Origin of the sequence: Pseudarthrobacter enclensis (assembly GCF_030811655.1) — a bacterium.
GTDB lineage: Bacteria > Actinomycetota > Actinomycetes > Actinomycetales > Micrococcaceae > Arthrobacter > Arthrobacter enclensis_A.
Window position 1 is genome coordinate 272,778 of sequence record NZ_JAUSRE010000003.1, and the last position, 24,476, is coordinate 297,253.

Annotated in this window: 26 protein-coding genes; 16 read left to right on the plus strand and 10 right to left on the minus strand. The window is 65.2% G+C overall.

Features of this window, described 5'->3' with window-relative positions; genetic code table 11:
• Positions 1-136: 136 nt before the first annotated feature.
• The 6 genes from J2X98_RS04675 to J2X98_RS04700 all read left to right on the plus strand — a co-directional run bounded on the left by J2X98_RS04675 (position 137) and on the right by J2X98_RS04700 (position 4,603).
• Complete coding sequence (locus J2X98_RS04675; protein WP_141940420.1) at positions 137-1,201, plus strand: sodium:calcium antiporter; 1,065 nt, start codon at positions 137-139, stop codon at positions 1,199-1,201.
• Between the two features lie 137 nt (positions 1,202-1,338).
• Entirely contained in the window at positions 1,339-1,989 is a 651-nt protein-coding gene (locus J2X98_RS04680; RefSeq protein ID WP_307304768.1) for a hypothetical protein, read from the plus strand.
• Between the two features lie 133 nt (positions 1,990-2,122).
• Positions 2,123-2,875, plus strand: coding sequence for a hypothetical protein (locus J2X98_RS04685; RefSeq protein ID WP_141940419.1), 753 nt, complete (start codon positions 2,123-2,125; stop codon positions 2,873-2,875).
• 36 nt (positions 2,876-2,911) lie between these two features.
• Positions 2,912-3,640, plus strand: a complete 729-nt coding sequence (locus tag J2X98_RS04690; protein ID WP_307304771.1) for a class F sortase — start codon at positions 2,912-2,914, stop codon at positions 3,638-3,640.
• A gap of 61 nt (positions 3,641-3,701) precedes the next feature.
• Positions 3,702-4,175 carry a cupredoxin domain-containing protein gene (locus J2X98_RS04695; RefSeq protein WP_307304775.1) on the plus strand — a complete coding sequence of 158 codons (474 nt, stop codon included), beginning with the start codon at positions 3,702-3,704 and terminating at the stop codon, positions 4,173-4,175.
• A gap of 62 nt (positions 4,176-4,237) precedes the next feature.
• The gene (locus tag J2X98_RS04700; RefSeq protein ID WP_307304778.1) at positions 4,238-4,603 is read left to right on the plus strand and encodes a Sec-independent protein translocase TatB; all 366 of its coding nucleotides are present in this window, start codon (positions 4,238-4,240) and stop codon (positions 4,601-4,603) included.
• Positions 4,604-4,621: 18 nt separating this feature from the next.
• Here J2X98_RS04700 and ftsW read toward each other — a convergent pair whose 3' ends face one another.
• Positions 4,622-5,878: a putative lipid II flippase FtsW gene (ftsW, locus tag J2X98_RS04705; protein ID WP_307304781.1), complete on the minus strand. Its 1,257-nt coding sequence runs from the start codon at positions 5,876-5,878 to the stop codon at positions 4,622-4,624.
• Positions 5,879-6,112: 234 nt separating this feature from the next.
• On the opposite strand from ftsW, the gene J2X98_RS04710 reads away from it, so the two are divergent.
• On the plus strand, positions 6,113-7,558 hold the full coding sequence (locus J2X98_RS04710) for an FtsW/RodA/SpoVE family cell cycle protein (protein ID WP_307304784.1): 1,446 nt from the start codon (positions 6,113-6,115) through the stop codon (positions 7,556-7,558).
• Here J2X98_RS04710 and J2X98_RS04715 read toward each other — a convergent pair.
• Positions 7,469-7,966, minus strand: a complete 498-nt coding sequence (locus tag J2X98_RS04715) for a DUF2127 domain-containing protein (protein WP_141940414.1) — start codon at positions 7,964-7,966, stop codon at positions 7,469-7,471. The genes J2X98_RS04710 and J2X98_RS04715 overlap by 90 nt on opposite strands.
• Before the next feature lie 117 nt (positions 7,967-8,083).
• Here J2X98_RS04715 and J2X98_RS04720 point away from each other — a divergent pair, with 117 nt between their 5' ends.
• On the plus strand, positions 8,084-8,656 hold the full coding sequence (locus J2X98_RS04720) for a phosphatase PAP2 family protein (RefSeq protein WP_307304793.1): 573 nt from the start codon (positions 8,084-8,086) through the stop codon (positions 8,654-8,656).
• 9 nt (positions 8,657-8,665) lie between these two features.
• Entirely contained in the window at positions 8,666-9,604 is a 939-nt protein-coding gene (locus tag J2X98_RS04725) for an undecaprenyl-diphosphate phosphatase (protein ID WP_307304797.1), read from the plus strand.
• A gap of 34 nt (positions 9,605-9,638) precedes the next feature.
• Here the strand turns inward: J2X98_RS04725 and J2X98_RS04730 are convergent, their stop codons facing one another.
• Positions 9,639-10,802 carry a hypothetical protein gene (locus J2X98_RS04730; RefSeq protein WP_141940411.1) on the minus strand — a complete coding sequence of 388 codons (1,164 nt, stop codon included), beginning with the start codon at positions 10,800-10,802 and terminating at the stop codon, positions 9,639-9,641.
• A 245-nt stretch (positions 10,803-11,047) separates the two neighbouring features.
• On the opposite strand from J2X98_RS04730, the gene J2X98_RS04735 reads away from it, so the two are divergent.
• On the plus strand, positions 11,048-11,761 hold the full coding sequence (locus tag J2X98_RS04735) for a hypothetical protein (protein WP_307304804.1): 714 nt from the start codon (positions 11,048-11,050) through the stop codon (positions 11,759-11,761).
• A gap of 21 nt (positions 11,762-11,782) precedes the next feature.
• Here the strand turns inward: J2X98_RS04735 and J2X98_RS04740 are convergent, their stop codons facing one another.
• The 4 genes from J2X98_RS04740 to J2X98_RS04755 form a co-directional block, all read right to left on the minus strand.
• The gene (locus tag J2X98_RS04740; protein WP_307304807.1) at positions 11,783-12,652 is read right to left on the minus strand and encodes a class II glutamine amidotransferase; all 870 of its coding nucleotides are present in this window, start codon (positions 12,650-12,652) and stop codon (positions 11,783-11,785) included.
• 24 nt (positions 12,653-12,676) lie between these two features.
• Positions 12,677-14,077 carry a glutamate decarboxylase gene (locus J2X98_RS04745; protein WP_307304810.1) on the minus strand — a complete coding sequence of 467 codons (1,401 nt, stop codon included), beginning with the start codon at positions 14,075-14,077 and terminating at the stop codon, positions 12,677-12,679.
• Positions 14,078-14,319: 242 nt separating this feature from the next.
• Positions 14,320-14,718: a hypothetical protein gene (locus tag J2X98_RS04750; protein WP_307304813.1), complete on the minus strand. Its 399-nt coding sequence runs from the start codon at positions 14,716-14,718 to the stop codon at positions 14,320-14,322.
• A gap of 2 nt (positions 14,719-14,720) precedes the next feature.
• Positions 14,721-15,779: a glycosyltransferase family 2 protein gene (locus J2X98_RS04755; protein WP_307304816.1), complete on the minus strand. Its 1,059-nt coding sequence runs from the start codon at positions 15,777-15,779 to the stop codon at positions 14,721-14,723.
• A gap of 1,090 nt (positions 15,780-16,869) precedes the next feature.
• On the opposite strand from J2X98_RS04755, the gene J2X98_RS04760 reads away from it, so the two are divergent.
• From J2X98_RS04760 to J2X98_RS04780, 5 genes are all read left to right on the plus strand, one after another.
• Positions 16,870-17,319, plus strand: coding sequence for a hypothetical protein (locus J2X98_RS04760; protein WP_307304819.1), 450 nt, complete (start codon positions 16,870-16,872; stop codon positions 17,317-17,319).
• Positions 17,320-17,395: 76 nt separating this feature from the next.
• Positions 17,396-18,532: a COG1470 family protein gene (locus J2X98_RS04765; protein ID WP_307304822.1), complete on the plus strand. Its 1,137-nt coding sequence runs from the start codon at positions 17,396-17,398 to the stop codon at positions 18,530-18,532.
• Between the two features lies 1 nt (position 18,533).
• On the plus strand, positions 18,534-19,037 hold the full coding sequence (locus tag J2X98_RS04770; protein WP_307304825.1) for a hypothetical protein: 504 nt from the start codon (positions 18,534-18,536) through the stop codon (positions 19,035-19,037).
• The gene (locus J2X98_RS04775) at positions 19,034-20,305 is read left to right on the plus strand and encodes an OmpL47-type beta-barrel domain-containing protein (RefSeq protein WP_307304828.1); all 1,272 of its coding nucleotides are present in this window, start codon (positions 19,034-19,036) and stop codon (positions 20,303-20,305) included. Before J2X98_RS04770 ends, J2X98_RS04775 begins: the two co-directional genes overlap by 4 nt.
• A 74-nt stretch (positions 20,306-20,379) precedes the next feature.
• On the plus strand, positions 20,380-20,823 hold the full coding sequence (locus J2X98_RS04780) for a YdeI/OmpD-associated family protein (RefSeq protein ID WP_307304831.1): 444 nt from the start codon (positions 20,380-20,382) through the stop codon (positions 20,821-20,823).
• 178 nt (positions 20,824-21,001) lie between these two features.
• Here the strand turns inward: J2X98_RS04780 and J2X98_RS04785 are convergent, their stop codons facing one another.
• The 3 genes from J2X98_RS04785 to idi form a co-directional block, all read right to left on the minus strand.
• Positions 21,002-21,214, minus strand: a complete 213-nt coding sequence (locus J2X98_RS04785; RefSeq protein ID WP_307304834.1) for a hypothetical protein — start codon at positions 21,212-21,214, stop codon at positions 21,002-21,004.
• A gap of 836 nt (positions 21,215-22,050) precedes the next feature.
• Positions 22,051-22,986: a lipid kinase gene (locus J2X98_RS04790; RefSeq protein ID WP_307304838.1), complete on the minus strand. Its 936-nt coding sequence runs from the start codon at positions 22,984-22,986 to the stop codon at positions 22,051-22,053.
• A gap of 166 nt (positions 22,987-23,152) precedes the next feature.
• Positions 23,153-23,719 carry an isopentenyl-diphosphate Delta-isomerase gene (gene idi, locus J2X98_RS04795; protein ID WP_373460828.1) on the minus strand — a complete coding sequence of 189 codons (567 nt, stop codon included), beginning with the start codon at positions 23,717-23,719 and terminating at the stop codon, positions 23,153-23,155.
• Positions 23,720-23,878: 159 nt separating this feature from the next.
• Between idi and J2X98_RS04800 the strand changes: the two genes are divergently transcribed.
• Positions 23,879-24,469 (plus strand): hypothetical protein, encoded by a 591-nt coding sequence (locus J2X98_RS04800; RefSeq protein ID WP_307304843.1) that lies wholly within the window; start codon positions 23,879-23,881, stop codon positions 24,467-24,469.
• Positions 24,470-24,476: the final 7 nt, after the last annotated feature.

Sequence of the window (24,476 nt, forward strand, 5' to 3'; positions counted from 1 at the left end):
TAACCCTTACCCTCGATGCAGCCATTCACCACCCCGCAACTGCCAGGCCTCGATTCCCAGCTTGGATTCAGGGTTCCACCCCCGTTACTGGGTAGGGGTTCTCTTGGAAGAAGACAAAAACCCAGGAGGGGAAGGCATGGAGACTCTGCCCGTGGCAGTTCTGGTCCTGATTTTCGCGGCTGCCGCGGCGGTGATCTGGGTGGCCGGAATTCAACTCTCCAAACAGACGGACGTTCTTGATGACAGACTGCACCTGGGTTCGGCGCTGGGCGGCCTCATCCTGCTTGCCGTCGCCACCAATCTGCCGGAGATCGCCATTACGGTCAGCGCGGCGTTATCCAACAACATCGGCGTGGCGGTGGGGAACATCCTGGGTGGTATCGCCATCCAAACCGTCGTACTGGTCATCCTTGACCTGTTCGGAACCAGGGGGACCGATCCCCTCAGCTACAAGGCCGCGTCCCTGACCCTGGTCATCGAAGCCGTCATTGTCATCGCAGTCCTGGGCGTGGTGATCGCCGGCAGCCAAATGCCGGGCTCGCTTGTGGCCTTGCGCCTGACTCCCGCCGCAGTGCTGATCGCCGTCATCTGGGTGCTCGGACTGATCCTCGTCCAACGTTCACAGAAGGGCCTTCCCTGGCACCAGCAAGGGGACGCACCTGGAGGCCAGGACAAGCCCCAGGGCCACTCCAAAAAGAAGTCCAGCCAACAGAACCGCCACACCAGCACGGGGAAGGCAGCCCTGATCTTCGCCCTCGCGGCCCTGGCAACCTTGGCCGCCGGCGTCGTACTGGAGCGCAGCGGGGACGCCATCGCGGGGCATATCGGCTTATCCGGGGTCCTCTTCGGGGCGACCTTCCTGGCCCTGGCCACGTCCCTGCCCGAAATTTCCACCGGCCTGGCCTCCGTGAAACAGGGCGACTACAAACTGGCCTTCAGCGACATCTTCGGCGGCAACGCCTTCCTTCCCGTCCTGTTCCTGGTAGCCGTACTCATCACCGGCAAGCCGGTGCTGCCCCAGGCGCAGGCCACCGACATCTACCTCACCGCCCTGGCGATCCTGTTGACCCTTGCCTACCTCCTGGGCCTCCTCTTCCGCCCGAAGAAGAAGCGCCTCGGCATGGGGATGGACTCCCTGGTGGTCCTGGTCCTCTACCTCGTCGGCGTCGCCGGGCTGTTCGCAGTGGCCACGATGTCCTGAATCCACGAAGGCACGTCCGGCCGCACCCCGTGGCTCGCTCGAATCGGATTCCCCCGCACCGGTCCGTATTGGCCGCGGCTACGAACACTCGGTAGGGACGGGAACGTCATGCCAATAAGTGTCGGGAAGGCGTAGCCATGGGTTCACAAAGCAGGCCGCAGGAAATCCACCGACCCCGCGTGCGGATGTGCGTCCTTGCCGCGTCCCTCATGCTGGTCCTGTCCGGTTGCGCCGCGGCTGCCAGTGAAGGGCCGGTATCCCGGAGCCCTGAGGCGGGTACGTCCGCTTCGCCGGATGCCTCTGCCGGCGCCGGCGTCTCTGCACCACGACCGGCTGGGCAAACCGCCGCTGCTGTGCCGGAAGGCCCCTCGGCGGCCGCGACGATGGTGTGCGGGGACGAGACGCGGGCGAACATCGTCCGGATCCTGTCCCTCCCTTCCGATCCGGTCACGACAAATTCCTGGACGGACAGGCTCTACACCTGCACCTATGGCCTGCCCGCAGGCCCGCTGGTACTCAGCGTCAAGGAAGCCTCCGATCCGCAGGCTGCCCATGCCTATTTCGAGGGGCTGCAACAAAAAACCGTCGGGGCGGTTCCCATTGAAGGGATGGCAAACCTGGGCTTTCCGGCGTTTCAAACACCTGCTTCCGCGGTCTTCGTAAAAGACAACTTCGTCCTTACCGTCGACGCGGCCGCTCTTCCCGGCGCGCTGGGCCCCCATGACGTGTCCCGGGATGCTTTGGCTTACCAGATAGCCACAGCCGTGCTGGCCTGCTGGTCCGAATAGGAGGGCACGGCCCGTGGGAAACAGTTTTCCGTCCACCCCGCCCATCCGTGATGTGGAGCACAACGAACCCTTAGTGTCACCATCATGGACGTGCCCATCAGGGGAGCGCCCATTTCCAACGGAGGAAAATGCCATGAAGAAATCCGCTTTCCTGATCGCCCCGGCCCTTGCCTTGGGCGCCCTCGCACTCTCCACCAGTCCCGCACTCGCCGCTGACAGCAACACGATGTACCAGGCCAACCTCGCCGCGATCAACGGCAGCAACGCCTCCGGATCCGTGATGATCACCGTCAACGGCGACCAAGCCACCGTCACAGAGAAGGTCTCCGGGCTCGCTGCCATGTTCAACGGCAGCCCGTACCCCCACGTCCAGCACATCCACATCGGCGCCCAGGGCACCTGCCCGGACATGTCCGCCGACACCAGCAAAGACGGCGTGATCAGCACCACCGAAGGTGCCCCGTTCTACGGCGGCATCGGCGCCACCCTCTCCACCAGCGGGGACACCAGCCCCGCGGCCGGCACCGATCTGAAAGTCGCACCCTCGGGCGCCTCCTACACCTACAACCGGACCTTCACCCTGGACGCGAAGACCGCTGATTCGCTCAAGGCCGGGACCGCCGTCGTAGTTGTCCATGGCCTGGACCCCGCCACCCTGCCCGCGGCAGCCCAGAAGGAGCCCAGCGACCTGGTGCCGTCCCTGCCCCTCGCGGCCACATCACCGGCGCTGTGCGGAAGCCTGAAGGCCATGCCCGCTGGAGCGCCCGGCACCGGCATCACCACCCCTGCCCCGGCAGGACCTGACCTGGGCCTGCTCGCTGCCGGCGGCGGCCTGGTCCTGGCAGCCGGGGGTGCCTACGCCCTCCGCCGCAAGATGGCAGCGTAACGCCTGGTCAAGGGCCACGGGACAAGCAGGGATCTGATGGGATCTGAAAACAGCAGCCGCCGCGGACGCACCATCGCGTCCGCGGCGGCTGCGCTGCTCCTGGCCGGCGGCATCACCACCATCGGTCTCGGCCTCCATGCCGAACCTCCCGGCGCTGATGGAGCCACCGCCTCGAACGCACCGGCGGTGGCTGCATCAGGCGCGGTCACCAGTTCTGCCCCACCTCCCTCAACCGACCCGGTCACTGCACCGCCTCTCCGGCCGTCCGCGGCCGTTCCTCCCGCTCCGGACGCCGCGCTGCCCGCCTCCGTGCCGGTCCGGGTGGAAGTTCCCGCCATCGGCGTTGACGCGGCCGTGACTCCCCTGGGGAAGCAAGCCAACGGCGAAGTGCAGACCCCGTCCGGGGAACCCGGGTCCCCCGCCGGCTGGTACCAGGACTCGCCCACCCCTGGCCAGACGGGGTCTGCGGTGATCCTGGGCCACGTCAACAGCACCACCAGCGATATTGGCCTGTTCTATCGGCTCCACGAGCTCACCGCCGGCCAGAACATCACCGTCACCCGTGCGGACCATACCGCCGCCGTGTTCACCGTGGACAGGGTGGACATCTACCACAAATCAGCGTTTCCCACGGTGGAGGTCTATCAGAACGCGGACCGCCCGGAGGTCCGCCTGATCACCTGCGGCGGCTATGATCCGGCCAGCCGGGAGTACCTGGACAATACCGTTGTCTACGCCCACCTCACCTCCAGCCACCCCGCCTAAAACCGGCACCTCCGCCCTCGTTTTGCCCAGAGGCCGCGTCCGCTCCCTGAAAGGGAACACCATGAAGACGATAAAGACTCCGCAACGCCTGGCCATTGCCCTGATCGGTGCGGCCACCTTCATCGGAGCCGCGGCCTGCGGGACCACCGGCAGCGGGTCCAGCCCATCATCAGATTCTCCGGCGTCGATGGCGTCCCCGTCCGCATCCATGGAGGGCATGCCAGGTTCACCCATGGCATCGTCCATGGGAACCACGATGGGAGGATCATCGGCGTCGCCTGGAATGAGCGCTGGCCTGACGATCCATATCAAGTCTTTCGCTTACACCGGCCCGGACGGCGTCCCTGCCGGGGCGACAGTGACGGTCATGAACATGGACAACGAAGCCCACACTGTGACCGCTGACGACGGTTCCTTCAACGTCGTCGTCAAACCCGGTAGCAGCGCCACGTTCCGCGCCCCGGCCAAGGCTGGCACCTACCCGTACCACTGCACCTACCACTCCAACATGCACGGAACCCTGGCCGTCACGTGAGCCAGGCAGTGCGGCGCACTCTACCCCCACTACTGTGACAACAGCGGCGGTAAAATAATGTGGTGTTCGGTATCGACGCCGAAAAGCTATTCGTCCTCCTCATCATCGGCGCCTTGGTGCTGGGGCCCGACAAACTGCCGGAATATGCTGCCAAGTTCGGCCACCTGGTCAGGGAAGTGCGCCGCATGGCCGCTGGCGCCCAGGAACAGCTCCGCGATGAACTCGGCCCTGACTTCGACGACATCGACTGGAAAAAGCTCGACCCGCGCCAGTACGATCCGCGCCGGATCCTCCGCGACGCAATCCTGGACAGCCCTGCCGGCCCTCACCCGGGCACCACCGCAGACAAACCCGCCGCCACCGAGGTTTCGTCCCCGCCGCGCAACCCTTTGCCCGGGCAGGCACCCTTCGACTCGGAAGCTACATAATCTGCCCCCCTCAGGACCTCACCCCTTGGTCCGGGACGAGTTTCGTTTGGGCGGGAGCAGGCGGAACCGCTTGGCCTGGGGTCCGGATAACGACGGCGCTGCTGCGGGTGGGCGGGTGATGGCCAGGATCACGCCGATTCCTGCGAGGGAGGAAACCATCGCTGAACCACCGTAGGAGATGAAGGGCAGGGGAACACCGATCACGGGCAGCAGGCCAGTGACCATGGACATGTTCAGGACTGCCTGGCCGATAATCCAGGCGATGATGCTGCAGGCCACGATCCGGGAAAAGGTGTCCCTGCTGCCCGCAATTGTCTTAACGACGGCGACGGCCAGGACGGCGAACAGGGCCAGGACCAGCAGGGTGCCGGCAAGGCCCAGCTCCTCCCCAAGGATGGTGAAGATGAAGTCGTTGTGCGCTTCCGGTATCCAGTTCCATTTCTGGCGGCTCTGGCCCAGCCCGACGCCGAACCATCGACCGGATGCCAAGGCGTAGAGTCCGTTTGTGGCCTGGTACCCCACGCCCTGGGTGTCGTCACCGGAGCCTGCGCCCAACCAGCTGAAGATCCGGCCCATGCGGTTGCCGCTGCTGGCTGCCAGCAGCACGGCAGCCACCGCGCATATCAGTGCCGCCACGGAAAAAACCTTCATGCGGACCCCGCCGAAGAACATGGTGGCGGCAAGGATCATCATGATGATGAGGGTGGTTCCCAGGTCGTGGCCCAGGGCCACCACCGCCATGATCACGGCGCCTGCGGGCAGCAGCGGGATGACCGCGTGCTTCCACTGCCCGAGCAGGGCCTGCTTCCGGTCCAAAATTCCGGCCGCCCAGACGATCAGCGCAAGTTTGGCGAATTCGGAGGGCTGGGCGCTGAAGCCTCCCACTCCTATCCAGTTCCGGTTGCCGTTAACGGTCATGCCCAGCGGGGTGAACACGAGTATCAGGGCGAGGATCGCTCCGATGAGCAGCGGCCATCCAAGCTTCCGGATACGGTCCACCGGCAACCGGGCCAGCACCAGCATGATCGCTACGCCCGCTATGGTCCACACGCCCTGCCTCAGCGGCAGGTCATAGGGATTGTTTCCGGCCGCCACGGATTCCACGGACGACGCCGATGCCACCTCCACGAGGCCGATGGCCGACAAACTAAGGACGGAGGCCAGGATCAGGGGCCGCAACCGTCCCGGGGAGTCATCCTCAAACCAGACTGCCAGTTTCCCCAGCCGTCCCCTGACGTTCCTGACGGGGCGGAGGTGCTTTTGTCCAACGGGCATGGTGTCATTCCTCAAGCGTGGATTCCGGCTTTCCCCTGGGGCCCTGAGCGCGGAACGTACTCCGACCGCCAGTCACACTACGGCCGGCGGCCCGGGAACCGGAGGCGTGACGCACCGCGGGCGTGCAATTCACAGGTCTTTTTTCGGTTATTCCACGCTTTTTCCCAGACTGCGGGCGTGAAGTGAACAATTGGTTCCCGTGTGCCGTGCAAGGCCAGAACCACCCCGGGATCTATGAGAAGAGAGCAAGCATTGAGCGGTGGCCAGTCTGGGAACGCAGCCCGTAGCCGGGACGTAGAGGCACTGCTCCTGGTGCTTGCCTTGATGATCGGTGCGGGGGCGAGTGCAACAGTTTCCCTGGACAGGCATCAGCCGCTGGGGCAGGACTTCTGGATCCAGGTTGCCATCCAGGCCGTCCTCGCGGCCGGAATCCACACAATTCTGCGGCTGCGCGCCAAATACGCGGACCCGCTGATCCTCCCCATCGTGGTGGCTTTGAACGGGGTGGGTATCGCCGCCATCCAAAGCCTTGACCAGGCAGCCGGAAGCGACGCCGGCACGAACCAGCTCAGGTGGACGGGGCTTTCGATGCTGGTCGCGGCCCTCGTGGTGTGGTTCCTGCGGGACCACCGGAAGCTGGGCCGGTACACCTTCATCGCGCTGGCCGTGAGCGTCCTCCTGCTGGTCCTGCCGCTCGTGCCCGGGATTTCCGCCGGCGACATCAACGGTGCCAGCGTGTGGATCCGGCTTGGTCCCATGACATTCCAGCCCGGCGAAATCGCGAAGATCACGCTGGCGGTGTTCTTCGCCGGCTACCTGTCCACCCACCGGGACTTGATCCTGCTCGCCGGCCGGAAGATCGGGCCCCTGCAGTTCCCCCGGGTGAAGGATCTGGGGCCGATGGTGACCGCCTGGGCCGCGGCCGTGGGTCTGCTGGTCTTCCAGCACGATCTGGGCATGTCCGTCCTGTTCTTCGGACTGTTCATGGTCATGATCTACGTCGCCACCAGCCGCGTCACCTGGCTCGGGCTCGGCCTTGTCCTGATGGCCGCCGGCATGTACGGAGCTGCGAAGATCTTCCCGCACGTCGCGCTGCGCATCGATGCCTGGCAGAACGCGTTTGATCCTGCCGTGTACGGGCGCTTCCCCGGGGGAAGTTCCCAGGTAGTCCAAGGCCTGTTCGGCATGGCCTCGGGCGGCCTGGTAGGTGAGGGACTGGGCCTGGGCAGGCCGGACCTTGTGCCGTTTGCCAACAGCGACATGATCGTGGCATCACTGGGTGAAGGGCTGGGCGTGATCGGACTTTTCGCTATCGTGCTGCTCTACCTGTTGCTGTTCACCCGCGGGTTCCGCGCAGCGCTGGGAACAAAGGACGCGTTCGGAAAGCTGCTGGCCTGCGGACTGTCATTCGCCATGGCGCTGCAGTGCTTCATCATTATTGCCGGGGTGACCCGCCTGATCCCGCTCACGGGTCTGACCACTCCCTTCCTCTCGGCCGGCGGGTCCTCCCTGCTGGCCAACTGGGTCATCGTGGCGCTGCTGCTGGGCATCAGCCATTCGGCCCGGGAACCGGGGCCACAGGGAACCGGGTCAGCCCACGGGCATGCGGCTCTGCGCGCGCCTGAGCCGGTACTCGTGCCACGTAATCCACACGATGAAGATGTCAAACGCGGTGAGTAGCACCATGCCCCATGAGAAGGCCACTGAAATCCTGTAGGCCTGGTACGCGATGAAAACGAGCAGGAAGGCAATCATCCACGGATAGGCCCAGAGCTTTTCCTTCAGGACAGCCCAGACCAGGACGATCTTCACCGCGCCGTGCAGAAGCAGGTAGACAGCGCCGAACAACGACGCCGACCCTGAGAGATTGGCGGTCAGGTGCAGCAGGCTGTTGGCAACGACGTCGTGCGGATCCTGGGCGAGTTCGTGCTGGGTAAGGAACCTCGCCAGGGCTCCGATCTGCTCTGGCGTGACCAGCAGGAGAAGGAGGCCGCCGATCAGCTCCAGGACTCCGTCCAGCCCCTTGAGGATAAGGGAGACCCGGAAGGTCCTGTCGAGAGCGCCAGTTCCCGGCCGCGTTTTTTCCATGGGCTTCCCTTCGACAATCCCTGCAGTCTATGTCGGTGACCGCGGGCCAAGCAGTGATGAGGCATGTTCCCAGCTTTTTCAGTGCCTGTGCTCAGGCCGCCTGCGTAAGATCCGGTGATGCATCCGAGCGAACACAATGACAGTGCCGAGCCATTGGACACAACGATCGTCAAGGGCGTCAACCGCCGCTCGGGCGCCGCCGTTGACGCCGGACTGCATGGGCTTTCCATCAGCGCCAACAAGAGCCTGCTGTGGCTGGCAGTGGCAGGTGCCATGGCCTTGCGCGGCGGGGTTTCGCGGAAGGCTGCCATGCGTGGGCTGGTGGCCCTCGCGGTGGCGTCGGCCGCAAACGGATCCCTCAAGCTTGTCCTTCCCTTCAGGACGCGGCCGCAGCAGCTGCCCGGGTTTCTGTCCTGGGCGCCCGAATACAGGGGATCGTCTTTGCCCTCGGGCCATTCAGCGGCTGCGGCAGCCTTTGCCGGCGGCGTGACCATGGTCAGCCCGGCTTTGGGCGCCGCCGTCATTCCCGTCGCCGCCGGGGTGGCCTATTCGCGGGTCCATATCGGGGCGCACTGGCCCTCTGATGTCATCCTGGGGACCGCCGTCGGAATCGGATCAGCCCTGGTGAGCCGGAATTGGCCCATCTGGAATTCGCCCTCCATTTCTCTTCCTGACACCCGGCGTATATAGGCTCGGTCCATGCTAAATATGATCCAGGCTGCCGTCCTGGGCTTTCTCCAGGGGCTTACCGAGCTTTTTCCCATCTCGAGCTTGGGCCACAGCGTTATTCTCCCGAAGGTGTTCGGGTGGAATCTCGACCAGAACTCCGGCGCCTTCCTGACGTTCCTCATTGCCACCCACCTGGCCACAGCCATTGTCTTGTTCATCTTCTTCCTTAAGGACTGGATTGAGATCTTCAAGGGCCTGGCCCGGTCTGTGCGCGCCAGGAAGATCAGCCCAACGGACACGTACGCCAAACTCGGCTGGCTCCTCGTCGTCGGTACGATCCCGGCCGGAATCCTCGGCCTCGCCCTGGAAAAACCGATCCGTTCACTGTTCGCCTCGCCACTGACCGCAGCCGGCTTCCTGATCCTGAACGGTCTTGTCCTGTTCACGGCCGAGCGGCTTCGGAGCCGGGAGCGGCAACGGGTCGAGGCTCTTTCCGCTACCGCCCAGACCAGGCCGCACGGCGTACGGGAACCACGGGAACCGGCAGCGGACGCTTCGCACTCCGACGCCGGGATTGCAACAGCGCTCTCCTGGAAACAGGCCCTGGGCATCGGCGCGGCGCAGGCGGCGGCCCTCGTGCCAGGCATCTCCAGGTCCGGCTCCTCCATGGTGGGAGGCCTTTTGTCCGGGCTGAACAACGAGGACGCCGCCCGGTTCAGCTTCCTGCTGGCCACCCCGGTGATTGGCGCAGCAGCGGTCCTCAAGCTCCCCGAGCTGCTCAGCCCCGCTATGGCCGATCAGCGGGGCGTCTTCCTCGTCGGAGCGCTTTGCTCCGCGGTCGCCGCCTGGTTCGCCACCAAATTCCTGCTCAGGTTCTTCGAGACCAAGACCCTGAAGCCTTTCGCCATCTATTGCGTCGTCGGCGGTGCCATCTACTTTGTGGCCATGCTGGTGATGGGACAGGGGTAATTGCAGGAAGCCCGGGGCGCGGCCGCGCCGCGGTCTACGGGACCTGACCGGGGCCGCGGATATCAAGCTGGGGATCCTCGGGCTTGGCTTCTGTGGCCACCCTGTTCGCCGGCCGCTTCGGCGGGATTTGGGGTGCGGCCAGTCGCCGCGGCCCGCTCCACAGGGCCGGAGGCGCATCGATGGCGTAGGCAAGCCGATAGGCCACCGCCTCGTAGTTAAGGCGCCATCCGCGGAAGTGCGGCCATGCCTGTTCCGCCGTGTGCTCCACGGGATAGCCCACGGACTTGAGCATCTCCACGGCCGTGTTGAACTCGGCGAACGTCAGTTCCGTCTCCCCGTCCGGGTCCACGTCCTCCACTACGGGGATGGAGAGTGCGTGCCCAATCTGGTTCAGGCAGGAGAAACCCATCCTGAGCAGCAGCCGTGCCCGCAGGGTGGGAGCCGTGCCGGGGCTGAGTGAGAGCTGCAGGGCCGCACTGTCCATGACGCTGAGCAGCGCGGTAAGCCAGTTGGACTCCGGCAAGGGCGAGCGCAGGGTGCACAGCGTCAGGTATGTGCTGTGGGACTCGGCGACTTCCGCAGCCCACTGCTCCCAGGTGGCGTAGAGGGTGCCAAGTTCAGCAGTGCTGTCCACGGTGGAGAGGCCGAACCTGGTCCGCATAAGGAGCTCTGGCCCCCATGCCGGCGCCCCGGCCCGGGACACCAGCAGCGTCACTTCGGATTCGCGGCGGTTGAAGGCGGCGTACAGGGTGGGCAGGTAACCGATCTGGAGGGCTATGACCACCAAACCGGTAAAGGCTGCCGAGTAGACCAGCAGCGTGTTTCCCAGCTCGTCCGGCGGGGCGTAGCCAAGGGTGAACAGCGCGGAACCGGCCTCGCTGAATGCCCGGTGCGGATCGTCCTGGACGAACGGCAGGAGCATGAGGGCGAAGGACAGGTAGAACAGGATCATCCAGAGCCCGAGCCTGATGAACAGGGACATGGGTGCCTGCCAGGCAAGGAGCCGGTCCAGCCGCCAGTAGGTCCTGATGGGGCGCCGCGCCACTGCAAAGATCGCCTTGGCCATCCAGGCCGCGGAAGCGGACAGCCTGTCCTTGTGCTGGCGCGGCACAATGAGCGTGCCGATCACGCTTATCCAGGTCCAGATGAGCAGGAGCACGCCCGCCGAAAAACCCAACCAGACAGAAACTCCAGCCACGCCGCACCTCACCGATCACGAAAACAGTCCAGCTACCGGCCCTGCGGGCGGCGACAACACTACAAGCCCCCTCCCACCTTATGGACTGCCGGGCGCAACGAAAACTTACAGCCCCCGGCAGGGCCGGCATCCAGCTTTTCCCCAGCCTGAGCTTCTACAGTGAACGCGTGCCGGTCCATGCGGTCAGGTATGGAGGCACGGGATCTTTGGAAGGACACACCGTGGTGAAGCCATCAATTCCGTCAATGAAAACCCGCATCGGCGTCGGTGCGGCAGCTGTCCTGGCTGCCGGTGCCATGGCCGTTGCCGGCGTCGGCGCAGCGTCTGCATCATCGAACGCGACACCCGCCTCGGCAACCTCGCCCTCCCCCACCGCCACCACGAGGGCCCACACGGCGAAGGGCTTCGGCGGCCTGCAGGCCTTCCTCAGCCTGACGGCGAACAGCCCGCAGGCTGCCGGGGACCGCGCGGCGAAGGCAGCCGCGGCCCTGGTCAACCACCCGCAGGTGTTCGCCAAGCTCCCTGCTGCCCTCCAGGCGGACGTGACCACCCTCAAGGATGCCGCTCCGGCGGACAGGGTGAAGGACGCGTACAAGATCAAGACCACCGCACTGTCCGGCGGTTACGGCGCGGAGATCCAGAAGCGCGCGGATGCAGTGGAGAAGGCCGCCACCAGCATGGCAGGCCTGCGCCAGGAACTGCGCACCGCTTTCAACTCGGGTAACCCGGGGGCAGGGCTCCAGCAGGTGGCCGACCAGCTCATCAGCCACCCGAAGGTGTTCGCCAAGCTGCCCTCAAACCTCCAGTCGGACCTGACGGCCCTGAAGAACGCCGCCCCGGCTGACCTGGATGCCCAGGCGAACAAGATCAAGGACACCGCGCTGAACGGCGGCTACGGTGCCAAGGTGCAGAAGATGGCCGAGGCGCTGCAAAAGAAGCCTGCAGCGCCCGCCACGTAACCGCCAGCCGGACGCGTGCCGTCAGGACATTTGCGACGCCGCCGCGGACGGTTCCAGGTCAGCGAGCGTGAGCAGGTATTTGGGTTGGTCCGGGAAGGGAAAGGTGCAGGCCACCTCCAGGTCCGGACCAACGTGCACCAGCTCCCCCGGCGCCATGGGCCGCCATCCGGGGTTGTGGTTCATGGGTTCGGTGGCAAAGAGGACCGAACGGGAAACGGACAGTTCGGTGCTTCGAGACCGGATCCGGTGGCTTCTGGCGTCAAGGGGCGCGGCCGGGGCAGGCTCGGCTGAGGGATCCCTTTCCAGGATGTACAGCGGGTGGGTGGCCGGGTAGCGGAGCGCCCAGAGGTCTGTTGCTGTTGTCACGATGATGTTCAGTGCCAGGACGGGCAGCTGGGCGGCCACCCAGCCCACCGCACGGGTGATGCCCTCGCCAACGTCCCCGTCGGCCCGCCGGCTCTCGGCCGTGATGAGGGCGAAGAGGCGTTCACTGTCGGTTTGGCCGCGCACCAGTCCGGCCACGTCCAGATCCTCCAGGCGCTGGTCGATCCGGTCGAGGCCGTGGAAGGCGCCGTTGTGGGCGAACAGCCGCCCGTCCTGCTCGAATGGGTGGGTGTTCACCATGGTGTGTGCGCCCGTGCTCGCATATCGGACGTGGGCCAGGAAAGTGGTACTGGTCAGCTGCCGTGCCTCCCGGGCGAAGGCGTGGTCCTCCCATGCGGCGAGCGGACGCTTGGTGACCCGGGGGCCGCCGTCGTCATCAAACGTGCCGATCCCCGCGCCGTCGGGCTCGCGCCTGCTTTGCTCGGACAGGCTGTCCGGGGCGTCCAGGAGCCAGAAGGTGGCATGGACCGGCCGGGACCCGGCGTGCAGCCCGAACAATCGACACATGGGACACTCCCCCTGCAGGAACGGCTAGTGGTGGAACGCCTGCTTCTGTTTTTGCGCGGGCATGGGCGCCTCCAGGGCGTCCAGGTAGGCCACTTCCTTCTTCAGGTCGGCCAGGAAACTCGCTGCCAGGTCGCGGGTGAAGCCGTTGCGGACCACGATCCGTTGCACGGTAATGTCACTGAGCCCGTCGGGCAGCGGGTAGGCCGGGACCAGCCAGCCGTTCATGCGCAGGCGCTCGGAGAGGTGGTGCAGGTTCCAGTTTTCGGTATGGCCGTCCGTGAGCTGCCAGGCGAAGACCGGGATGTCGGACCCGTCGCTCCACAGGGTGAAGGCGTCCATGGCCCCGATTTCGTGGGAGAGGTACAGGGCGACGTCGCGGGAGCTGGCCTGCACGGACCTGTAGCCGGCAAAGCCCAGCCGGAGGAACAGGTAGTACTGCAGCAGCACCTGGGCGCCGGGCCGGGAGAAGTTCAGGGCGAAGGTGGGCATGTCGCCGCCCAGGTAGCTGACGTGGAACACCAGGTCTTCGGGCAGTGCGTTGGCGTCCCGCCACACGATCCACCCAAGGCCCGGGTACACCAGGCCGTATTTGTGGCCGGAGGTGTTGATGGAAGCCACCCTGGGGAGGCGGAAATCCCAGACCACTTCGGGCTGCAGGAACGGGGCCACCATGGCCCCGGAGGCGCCGTCCACATGGATGGGGATGTCCAGGCCGGTGCTGGCCTGGATGCGGTCCAGCGCAGCGGAGATCTGTTCCACGGGTTCGTAGGCGCCCGTGTAGGTGACGCCCATGATGGCCACCACGCCGATGGTGTTCTCGTCCACGTAGCGGTCCAGGTCGTGCCCGTCCAGGGTGGGGTGCTCCGCGGACACGGGCACGTAGCGGGCTTCCACTTCCCAGTAGTTGCAGAATTTCTCCCAGCACACCTGCACGGCGGAGCTGAGGACGATGTTCGGTGCGTCCGTGGGCTTTTTAGCGGCACGACGGCGGTGTTGCCACCGGCGCTTGAGGGCCAGGCCACCGAGCATGCACGCCTCGGAGGATCCAACAGTCGAGGTGCCGATGGCCGCCGATGGATCGGGCGCGTTCCACAGATCCGCGAGCATCCGCCAGCACCGGGTCTCGATCAACGCCGTCTGCGGGTATTCGTCCTTGTCGATCATGTTCTTGTCGAACGTTTCCGAATACAGCTGGGAGGCTTCCCGTTCCATCCAGGTCCCCACGAAGGTGGCCAGGTTCAGGCGGGAGTTGCCGTCCAGCATCACCTCGTCGTGAACCACCTGGTAGGCGGTGCCCGGGAGGGACTCGCTGTCCGGGATGGTGAAGCGCGGAAAGATGGTGGACTCCCCCGGCCGGCTGAACAACGGGTTCAGCTCAACGCTCGTTTCGGGCTCGTGCCGTGTGCTCCGGTGTGACCTTGTCATGTCCAGTTCCTTCGCCGCCGTCGCCGCAGGCAGGTGCCTGCCGCTGCACTTCCGCTGTTCCCAGCACTCCGTATTATTCACGGAGCCGGAGGAAACGGCGCAACGACGTTAAAAGGATGGGGCCGATTGCTCTCCGGGCTACGGCATTCCTTGGCCCGGGGAGCAATCGGCCCGCCCTTTACCTGCCGGTCCATGACCGGTTCGCCGGCAGCGGCCATGCTGCCGGACGTTTTATCCCACAGTTACGCCTGTTCGTGGACACGTACAAGAGTCTTGCGACGATGCCAGGGAACAGCGTGGCACGGCACCCTTCCCCCCTGGCCTTCGGTTTTGAGCACAATGAATGCCGTAAGGAGGAATATTTCAAGTAGGACAGCGCCTGACACTCCCCAGGCCACCACCGGGGCAGACACCACGGATTCGACGGCCACGGCCAGTGGAACCACGACATATGCAGCCACCAAAGTTAGGGCAGCCAGGATCAGGGCCATGCAGCGCATCATGGACCGCAGAGTTGAGGGGTAGATACCTGCGGTCACTGTGCGGACGGATGTTGGCGTTCCGCCCAGCCGCCATGGTTCGCGGCCTGTCTGTGCCGGTGCCAGAGGGTGCCCGGCCACCGCCGTAATGCTGTTTGTCACTCTTATTCACCGCTTCCAATGGTTGCCAGATCTGCTTGTTTGGTTTTGGGCGTGGGAACCCAGGCCACCTCGCGTTTGCCGAGTGCCCAGTCTTTTACGGCCCACAGCGCGGCGGAGCTTTCGACGATGCCTGCCACGGGCGCAATCAGGACTGCGAGGGCGATTTCCGCTGCACGGTTCCACCGGTCCAGCCCGGAATCGGCAAGGTTGTGCCAGGCACCGATGAACGTTGCCCCCAGCCACATCACGCCGAGGAAAGCCAGCCACGCACTGCCGAGCGCGCTTAGGGGAGCTTCACGTCCTGCCGCCAGGTAGTCCAGCGCCTGGCTGAGGAACACCGGGAACACGAGTGCGGAGAGAATTCCGGCAACGGACCCCAGTGCGAACGTGCCAAGCCTGTAGCGGGTTCCCCACTCGAGACTGAGCCTGGTCCGGCGCGGAAGGGACAAGTACATTGGGTTGGTGTTCAGGGCACTTAATCCCTGCAGTACGCCGAAAATCCAGCGGTAGCGCTGCTTGAAAGCACTGCGGACCGAAAAGGGCGGCTGTTCCAGCATCACGCACCCGTGCCAGCCAAAAACTCCTTTCCCATACTTGATGAACGCCTTCATTCCAAAGACGTAATCCTCTGCGATGAAGGGCTGCCCCTCCAGGCACCCGATATCCCAACCGATCTCATTTTCGAGGGATTCCTCAATCACCAGGTTGGACCCATGCAGATGCAGCGGGGCGCCGGATTCCATGACGTGCCGGCATTCATAGCAGCCCATGGGCCTGTTTGCTTCCATCGCCCGGCAAAGGGGTGAAGCATCCATGTAATCCAACGGATAATAAATGGGTCCTTCCAGGATTCTTTTGGTCGTCAGGGAAAGCCCGTGGATGAGCTTTCGCATTTCACCGGGGACCATGACACTTTCCTCGTCGAAATGCACAATAAAAGTACGTCCAGGCTTTTGGTTCCATGTGTTGCGGCGCTGCTCCACAGCGTACTGAAGGCCACGCGCCTTCAGCAGGGTGCCGTTGGGCGGCCTGTAGTCCTCGGGCACGATCAACGCATCCACAGGGATGCGTTGATCCCGGAAAACCCCCCTGAAGAAGATGCCCCTGGGCCGCAGACTCGGTCACAACCTCAACGGACAGGAAACTGGAGTAAAAGCCGGGATCTTCTTGCGCCAGGGCCAGGACATTGTTGATACCGCGCTCAATGACTTCCGTGCTGCCGGCAGAGCCGCGGGTGGTTATTTGAACCTTGATAAACGGGACGTTTAGGGAGCGCAAGTCACTTGTGGAAACGGCGTTCAGCACGCGGTAGCGCTTCCAATGGAAGAGGAAGCTCCACCAGTAGAGAGCCAGGCGGATGCCGATTACAGAAACCGCGACAAAAGCTATGGGACCTAAAATGGACACGGCAATAGGGACTGATGTGGACATATGGAGACCGTTCAGGAGGCAGGCAGGATTACAGGGCGGAGACAGATTCCTGTACCTCAGTCGGATGGCCGCCGGCTGCGGTAAGCATCAGGAATCCAGGAAAACGGGTGACGCTGCCAAAGAAGGAGTAAACGCATCTTGCGACGGCTATTACGCGCGGCGAAGCTGCCCACCAACTTTGGTCGGGCATTTGCTTAACCCAGTGCCGTAAACACTAAAAAACCCTTGCTGATCCCACACGAGTAGCAACTACTCGAAAAATTTCATTCGTTAGTACTTAAATACGCGCCTTCCGTATGGCAAAAGTCCCTGGCAGTCCCGTTCAAGTGAACACAGGGTGATGCAGCGGGAATTACGACGGCGGTGCGCGGCCGTTGTCGAATACCGGCCCCTATTAGTGGTTGGTTCATGCCCCGCTGTCTGTCGTGCGTGCTTTGCTGCCGGCCAGCGACGAGGGCTACCTGTTTCCAGCCCTCTCACCCCGATTTTCCGGGCCTCAGGAAGATTTCACGCGGGTCAAGCCCGGGCTGAATCTGCTGAGTAATGGGGCGCCAATCCAAGTAGTGCCTTTCTCAAGTCGCTGGAAAATCGGGTACCGGTACGTGTTGTTGCGCTGTGGCCGGGGCGGAAAACATTGGGTCATCGATCCACCGGAAGGCACCTGGATGGAGCCACCTATGGGGGAACGGGTTCTCAATCACATTTCGAAGGAGTCTCTCCATGCGCAAAATGACCAAGAAGTCCAAGATCGCCGCTGTTGCCGCTTCCGCCGCCCTGTTGGCTGCCGGCGGCGGTGCGGCCTACGCCTACTGGAGCACCACGGGTTCGGGTTCCGGCTATTCCACGGCTGCTACGGCAACAAACGCGGTTGTAATCCACGTGTCATTCGACAAGGACATCGCACCCGGCCAGACACGCGTCATTTCCTACACGGCCGACAACCCCAACTCAAGCAGCACGCCCGTGACGCTGACCAACGCCACTGTCACCGCCAGCGGCACTTGCGACGCTTCCTGGTTCGGGGCCACCGTGCCGTCCGGAACCAAGACTCTGGCAGGGAATGCGACCGGCGTTGATATGGGTACAGGCACGCTCACGTTCACAGATGCCAACACCACCCAGGACGCCTGCAAGGGTGCCACCATCACGGTGACGGCAAACAGCAACTAACAAACCGGCGAGCCGGGGGCGGCAGCAAACGGCCCCCGGCTTGCCGTCATCTGCACCAAACACGAGGGGGCACAGGGTGCACAACCAGGACCGACAGCCAGGACGGCGAACGCGGATCGGTATCAAGGCGACACTGATCGCACTGATGCTGGTGCTTGCCAGCGCAGGTGCGCTGATCGCGGCAGCGAGTAATCCCAAACCGGGCATAACAATGCAGGTCTCCCCCGCCAGCCAATCCGTCCAGAAGGGACAGGCGGCCTCCTACACGGTGACCGTAACCTCAACCGGGGGCTTGAGCGGTACCGTCAACCTGACCAGCGCGGGGCTGCCGGCAGGAACAACCGGTGCCTTCTCGCCGTCGTCCGTCTCCCTCAGCTCCGGCGGAACGGCAACGGCCACCTTCACTGCCGCCACCACGGCCAGCACCCCCGCGGGTACCAGTTCCCTGACCATCACGGGCACCAGCGGCAAGGTCTCCGGCAGCACCACCGCCAGCCTCACCGTGAATTACAAGGTCTCCGCCTCGTTCTCCGTCAGCGCCACCCCGGACTCGGTGACCATGCCACCGGGCGCCACCGCCGTGTATACCCTGCAGCTGAGCCGCAACAACTTCACCGGACCTGTCAGCTTCAGCGTCATGGGCGGGCTGCCGGCCGGTGCGACGGCGTCGTTCTCGCCGAACCCCGCAACGGGTAACTCCACCACGCTGCAGGTAGCCACCACGGCGTCCTCCCCCACCGGAACCTCCAGCCTCTATCTGGTGGGAAGCGGCGTGGACTCCGCCGGGAAGACCCAGTACGCCTATGCCAACGTGCAACTGGTCCTGGACTCCACCATCAAGCAGTTCACGCTCTCCGGGAACGTCCCGGGAACGCTGTCCCCGGGCACATCGACCGGGCTGGACCTGCAGATCAGCAACCCCACCGGCAAGCCCCTCTCCGTGACCAACCTGTCCGTAGCCATCACGGGGGTTGCCAGGAGCGCGGACGCGGTGGCGAAAAACCTCGCCTGCACCCCGCAGGACTTCACCGTCACGCAGTTCAGCGGCGCGTACCCGGTGGCTGTCCCAACCGGAAGCAGCTCCCTCTCCACTATCGGAGTCGCCCAGGCGGCGTGGCCGAGGGTGGGCATGCTGGACACCTCCGCCAACCAGGACGGCTGCAAAGGCGCAACCCTCCAGCTCGCATACTCCGGATCAGGACAGGGGAACTGAGATGACCAGCACCGCAAGGACGGTCCGCACCAAGCGCGGCATCGGGGGTGCAGCCCTGGCCGCACTCCTGGTGACGGCGGGCACGGGCACCGCATATGCCTACTGGAGCGCCACAGGGTCCGGGTCCGGGTCGGCAACAGCGGCCACCATGCAGACCGTCACCGTGGACGCCCTGGTAGCCGGCGACACCCCCAAGACGACGCTCATCCCGGGCGGCAGCGCAGACGTCGTACTCCACCTCACCAACCCCAACCCGTACGACGTCCAGGTCTACAGCGTTGCCCCCAACGGCCCCGCCGCGGCGGACGCCAACCACCCCGGCTGCACCACCACCGGCGTCAGCTTCACCGGAACCGGGGCCCCGCTGTCACCCGCAACGTACGTTGCCGCGAACTCGTCAGCACTCATCACCCTCCCCGGAGCGGCCGCCATGGACACCACCTCTCTCGCGGCCTGCCAGGGCGCCACCTTCAGCCTGCCCGTCACTGTGGAGGCACGGAAATGAGCTCAACCACCCGAAGCCAGCAGTCCACGAGCGGCCGCCGGCAGCGCAGGCTGCCGTGGATCGCCGCCACCCTGACCCTCCTGCTCGGCGCCGGCACCCCGGCCTACGCCTTCTGGGCCGCCACCACCAGCAGCAACAACGCAGCCGCCGCTGCCGACGCCCTCCTGGCAGGCTCCAAGCCAACCGCTACCGCCACCGGCACCTCCGTGGCCGTCAGCTGGGCCGCCGGGAGTACCGGCAACGGCCGTCCGGCCACCGGATACCTGGTCTCCCGCTACTCCACGGCCACGGGCGGAACCGCGACGGCGGCCACCGGCGGCTGCGCCGGGACCGTCACCACACTGACGTGCACCGAATCGAACGTGCCCGGCGGCGTCTGGTACTACACGGTCACCCCAACCATCGCCCTCTGGACCGGCGCGGAAAGCCCGCGCAGCACCGGAGCCAGCATCGACACCACTGCACCGACGGCAACCGCGTCGGTCTCACCCACGCCCAACGCCGCGGGCTGGAACAACACCAGCCCGGTCACCGTCACCATCACGGCCGACGACGGAACGTCAGGTTCCGGCGTCGCCTCCATTTCCTACACGGTCGACGGCGGCGCGCAGCAGACAGTGAACGGCGCCATTGCCTCTGTCCCGGTGAAGGGAGACGGGACACATACGGTGTCCTACTTCGCTACGGATAACGCGGGCAACGCTGGAGTCGCCAAGAGCCAGACGGTCAAAATCGACACGACCGCACCGGCAACGAAAGCAATGGCTCTGGCAAACGGAACGAGCGGCGGGGCGAAAGTCGGCACGATTGACCCGGGCGACACGGTTAGCATGCCGTTCACCGAGGCCATGGACCTCACCAAGTTCTGCCCGGGCTGGACCGGCTCAGCTTTGAACGGCACCGCCACGATCACCAACGGCACGGACTCCACCAAGGACACCATCAGCTTCACCAGCAGCGGCTGCGCCGGGCTTAACATCGGGACCATCAACCTGGGCGCGGACTATGTTGCTGCTGGAACGCCCGCCGTCTTTGCCGGCACTACCAACGGCAAGAGCGGCACCATCAGCAACCCGTCCACTCTCAGCTGGGATTCCACAACCAACTCGTTGGTCATCACCCTCGGAGCCCTGTCCTCAGGTTCGGTGCCGCAGTCATCTCCACAGGGCCTCCCGGTCTACTCTCCCGCCGCGGGCCTGGCGGACCTGGCGGGGAACGCACTTCCCACCACGGCCAGCCCCACCCCAACGACGGCGACACGCTTCTGACACCGGAGGCGGCGCGGAACCCGCATCCGCGCCGCCTGCTCCACCCCCGAAAGGCAGGGCTGCATACTGTGGGAATGAAATTCACCACCACGATCCAAGGCAGCGGCAACAAGACCGGCATCGAGGTACCCGAGGACGTGGTCCAGGCCCTTGATGCCGGCCGCCGCTCGCCGGTGATCGTCACGATCAACGGCGAAAGCTACCGCAGCAGCGTTGCCGTAATGGGTGGCCGGAACATGGTCAGCGTGAGCGCCGCGAACCGGGAGCTTACGCGAGTAGCCGCCGGGGACACCGTCGAGGTGGACCTGGAACTGGACACCGAACCGCGGGTCGTTGAAATTCCCGACGACCTCGCCGCCGCCCTGGATTCCGAACCCGAAGCGAAAGCCTTCTACGGAACCCTGAACTACAGCAGCCAGCGCCGCTACGTGGAGCCCATCGCCGAGGCGAAAACGGCGGAAACCCGGTCGCGCCGCGTTGCCAAGGTGATAGAAGACCTCAAAGCACACAAGAAGTAGCTTTTGCCGAGGCGCAGGCTTTGGTTGGCGACGGCAGCGCCCGGACTGGATAAGAACGCAGCGCCGCACTGCTGGACACCACGCTCATTCATCAGTCTACTTACTAATTGTGGGATTGTAAGGGTAAGCAGGCTCTCAGATGCGGGCACCGGGCACCAGGGGTGCAGCGGCGTAGGTGCTACTTCTGCTCGGGTATCCAGAATGGTGCCTCCGCTCCCGTGCCCGTGAGGTTGTCGCAGCGGACCAGCTGGGTGCCGATACGCTCCAACGGGCAGTCCACGTAGGTATTGAGGGCCTCATCGTCAGAGGCGGCGGTAGCGGTGGCGGGCACTGCAGAAAGGAACAGTGCCGGGAAGACGGCAGCAAGAACCGGCATGTTGGGCTTAAACATGGGTTGGCTCCTTGGATTCGGCAAGGAAGGGTGAAGATGCGGCCAGCCCAGGACCTGGGCGGGCGCAACTGGGTCCCCCAGCCGATTCCCCACAAATCTGAGTCCCGCCAGCGCGGAACTCTCCGGCAGTTCCAAACGCTACACGGGCACCAGTGCCGCCAAAAGGGTAGCCGGTACCCGGCATGAACACTCCGGATACCCAATTCAGGAGGAGTTTCCGTGGGGGACGTGTACCCGGTCACCCCCCACAGGCCCGTGCGGGCTACGAAGCTCGGCGTTGTCGACGCTCAAATCATCACGTGACGCGCAGGTGCATCTTCGCGGCCCGGATAACCGCCGCGCCAGGGAATGTGCGTGTCGGGAATGCGGCAGCGCGTCGAGAATCCCGCAACCCCTAGATGCCGCCAACCGAATTTGCGCCGACCTTGATGCATTCTTGATCGAATCCGGGCAAGACCTTGAGGCAGTCCATCCAAAGTGATCCGTGAAGGACGGGAACGCAGCCTTAATGCACCTGGGAACTGGGCCCAGTCAACCCGCGCCTGCATCGGATAATACCGATGGTCTCAGACGCCTGGCGGCGCTAAGAAGCGGCGCCGCCAGGCGACCCCTTCCACATTCACCACAGACCAGGGGCCGACGGCGGAGGCACGGATCAGCGTCGATCCGAAAAAAGCCGTCGGTCCCCTCATCGTTGAAGAAAAGTACGACGCCGGCCCGCGGCCACGTCGAAGGCCCGGCTTGGTTGCCGGATTTATGAAGAGTCCCGCTGGGTAGGGATGCACCTGAGGAGCCCCGCGGACGAGACATTTCCCGTGGGGCTTTTCGTTTGCCCGCTACCCGTCGAGCCGCGCGGCGTTGCTGTGGTGCGGCACCACGACGTGCACCGCATTCCGCTCAATGGTGAAGTCCGTGGGCGTGACCGTGGCGATCTCGCCGTCGAGGTTTACCGGCAGCGGTGGCTCGGTGACCAGCCGGACATGCTGCTGCGTGGTCAGGTGGTACACGCCGTCCCGCTCAACAAAGCTGCCGTCCTTCAGCATGCGGGCGATCCTTATATGCTCGCGCAGCGGCGCCCCCGCGATGGCATAGATATCAAGGGTGTGGTCGTCGATCCCCGCAGTGGGCGAGACCGCGTTGCCGCCGCCGTAATGCCGCCCGTTGCCCACCGCCACCTGCAGCATGTTCTCCAGCTCGAGCGTCCGGTGGTCCCCCGCCGGGAACTCAAGCCGGGCGCGGAACGGCTTGTGCCGGGCGTACGCGCGAACTGCGGCAACGCCGTAGGCCAGCGGACCCAGGGACCGCTTCAGGCGCGGGCTCAGGCTCTCGGTCACACCGACTGACAGCCCAACCGACGCAACGTTGAGGAACGGCTCGCCGTTGGCCCGTCCCAGGTCGATGTCCACCACTTTTCCGTCCGCGAGCGCAGTACAAGCCGCGTCCAAGCCGGACGGGATCTCCAGGGTCCGGGCAAGGTCGTTGGCCGTCCCCAGCGGCAGGACCCCCAGCACGGTTCCGGTTCCAGCAAGCCGCCCGGCGGCGTAGGACACGGTGCCGTCGCCGCCGCCTACAACCACCAGGTCGTATTCCGCCGCAAGCACCCGGTCCAGCGCCCCGGTCAGTTCCGTGCCCGTCCCCACGTAGTGCACGGAGGAGATGGGCAGGCCGGCCTTCTGCAGCTTGCCCAGCGCCTGCTCCGGCCCGGCTGCGGCAAGGCGTGCGCCGGCGTTGATCACCAGCGCAACGGAGTGCGCGTCCCGGGCAGCCTTCATGGGGACCATCCTAGGTGGCGGAACCGGGAGCGGCACCGGCGCTCACTTCCTGCGGCGCACCACCAGCACGATGTACAGGGCAACGCCCACGGCCACCAGCGTCCCAACGTTGATACCTATGTTTGAACCGTTCAGCACCCCATCAGCTTACGTCCGGCGTCATACGTCAACCCAGGGGTAAGGGCGCCACGCCGAACCCGTCCGGGTAGAGCAGCGGCAGCTGCAGGGTCAGCCAGGGACTGAAGGCCCAGGGTGTTGCGGCCACGGCGGCAGTGATGAGCGCGGGATCGGTCCACTGCCACTCCATGACCTCATCGGCGCGGGGCGTCAGCGGCGATGCAGCACGTGCCGTGAAGACGGGGCAGATCTCGTTCTCCACCACGCCGGAGGCATCAACGGCGCGGTATCGGAAGTCGGGCACCTTCAGCTCCACCTGCTCCAGGCGGAGACCCAGCTCGTACTCCCCGCGGCGCCGCACGGCGTCCTCGAGGTCCTCGCCCGGGGCGGGGTGGCCGCAGAAGGAGTTGGTCCAGACGCCGGGCCACGTGAGCTTGGTGAGGGCACGGCGGGTGAGGAGGATGCGGCCGTCGCGGTCGAACACGTGGGCGGAAAACGCCAGGTGCAGCGGTGTGTCAGCGGAGTGCACGGTGGCTTTGTCCTGGACGCCTATGGGTGTTCCGTCGTCGGCCGCCAGGACCACTTGCTCTGCGTTCCGGTTCAATTGCCCTCCCATGGTGCCCGTGCTTACTTTACCTACGGATACGGGGGCCACGCTGGCGGATGCCGCGGTCCCCGGGCCTCCCGGCCCGATCACCGCCCCGGATTACCTGCCGCCGCCCGGCTTTCCCTAAAGTGGAAGGTGGCAACAGCGGATGGAAGGGCGGCGAGTGGCATGAGTGCTCCGTTCCGCCTCCCCCGCGCCGTGGCATTTACCGCCGCGATGTTCGCCCTGGCCGCATGGGCCCACGTGCTGGCCGGTGGCGTGCTGCCCCAGCCGGCCATCGTGGCAGGGATCGCGGCCCTGGTGCTGGCACCGGTCACCATCCTCTCGAAAACCAGGATCAGCGCGCCGGCGATGATCGGGCTCCTGGGGTCCAGCCAACTGGTCCTCCACTGGGCCTTCGACGCGCTCTCCGTGTCCGCAACCTTCACACCCGCCGCCGGCGCCCACGTCCATGACGCCTCCCCGTTGTCCCCTGCGGCCGCGGCCCTGATGCCTGAGCATGCCGCCCTGCCCGGGGCCCTGATGTTGGTCCTTCACGCGGCGGCGACGCTGGCCACCGCCCTGGTCCTTGCCCGGGGCGAAGCAGCCGTGTGGGCGCTGGCCGCGTGGCTCCGCCCTCTGGTCCGCATCCTGGCGGCCACCGCCGTTCCGGAGTGGCCGCGCATTCCCGCGCCGGCCGCCGTCGTTATTCCTTTCCGGTGGCGCAACCTGCGCCTGCCTGCCCTGCGCGGGCCGCCGGCCTTCCACGCCGCACTGTAACGCGGCC

Coding starts and splice junctions, on each gene's coding strand:
- J2X98_RS04675 (WP_141940420.1), top strand. CDS start 137: ATGGAGACTCTGCCCGTGGCAGTTCTGGTCCTGATTTTCGCGGCTGCC.
- J2X98_RS04680 (WP_307304768.1), top strand. CDS start 1,339: ATGGGTTCACAAAGCAGGCCGCAGGAAATCCACCGACCCCGCGTGCGG.
- J2X98_RS04685 (WP_141940419.1), top strand. CDS start 2,123: ATGAAGAAATCCGCTTTCCTGATCGCCCCGGCCCTTGCCTTGGGCGCC.
- J2X98_RS04690 (WP_307304771.1), top strand. CDS start 2,912: ATGGGATCTGAAAACAGCAGCCGCCGCGGACGCACCATCGCGTCCGCG.
- J2X98_RS04695 (WP_307304775.1), top strand. CDS start 3,702: ATGAAGACGATAAAGACTCCGCAACGCCTGGCCATTGCCCTGATCGGT.
- ftsW (WP_307304781.1), bottom strand. CDS start 5,878: ATGCCCGTTGGACAAAAGCACCTCCGCCCCGTCAGGAACGTCAGGGGA.
- J2X98_RS04710 (WP_307304784.1), top strand. CDS start 6,113: ATGAGAAGAGAGCAAGCATTGAGCGGTGGCCAGTCTGGGAACGCAGCC.
- J2X98_RS04715 (WP_141940414.1), bottom strand. CDS start 7,966: ATGGAAAAAACGCGGCCGGGAACTGGCGCTCTCGACAGGACCTTCCGG.
- J2X98_RS04720 (WP_307304793.1), top strand. CDS start 8,084: ATGCATCCGAGCGAACACAATGACAGTGCCGAGCCATTGGACACAACG.
- J2X98_RS04725 (WP_307304797.1), top strand. CDS start 8,666: ATGCTAAATATGATCCAGGCTGCCGTCCTGGGCTTTCTCCAGGGGCTT.
- J2X98_RS04735 (WP_307304804.1), top strand. CDS start 11,048: ATGAAAACCCGCATCGGCGTCGGTGCGGCAGCTGTCCTGGCTGCCGGT.
- J2X98_RS04740 (WP_307304807.1), bottom strand. CDS start 12,652: ATGTGTCGATTGTTCGGGCTGCACGCCGGGTCCCGGCCGGTCCATGCC.
- J2X98_RS04745 (WP_307304810.1), bottom strand. CDS start 14,077: ATGACAAGGTCACACCGGAGCACACGGCACGAGCCCGAAACGAGCGTT.
- J2X98_RS04760 (WP_307304819.1), top strand. CDS start 16,870: ATGCGCAAAATGACCAAGAAGTCCAAGATCGCCGCTGTTGCCGCTTCC.
- J2X98_RS04770 (WP_307304825.1), top strand. CDS start 18,534: ATGACCAGCACCGCAAGGACGGTCCGCACCAAGCGCGGCATCGGGGGT.
- J2X98_RS04775 (WP_307304828.1), top strand. CDS start 19,034: ATGAGCTCAACCACCCGAAGCCAGCAGTCCACGAGCGGCCGCCGGCAG.
- J2X98_RS04780 (WP_307304831.1), top strand. CDS start 20,380: ATGAAATTCACCACCACGATCCAAGGCAGCGGCAACAAGACCGGCATC.
- J2X98_RS04785 (WP_307304834.1), bottom strand. CDS start 21,214: ATGTTTAAGCCCAACATGCCGGTTCTTGCTGCCGTCTTCCCGGCACTG.
- J2X98_RS04790 (WP_307304838.1), bottom strand. CDS start 22,986: ATGAAGGCTGCCCGGGACGCGCACTCCGTTGCGCTGGTGATCAACGCC.
- idi (WP_373460828.1), bottom strand. CDS start 23,719: ATGGGAGGGCAATTGAACCGGAACGCAGAGCAAGTGGTCCTGGCGGCC.
- J2X98_RS04800 (WP_307304843.1), top strand. CDS start 23,879: ATGAGTGCTCCGTTCCGCCTCCCCCGCGCCGTGGCATTTACCGCCGCG.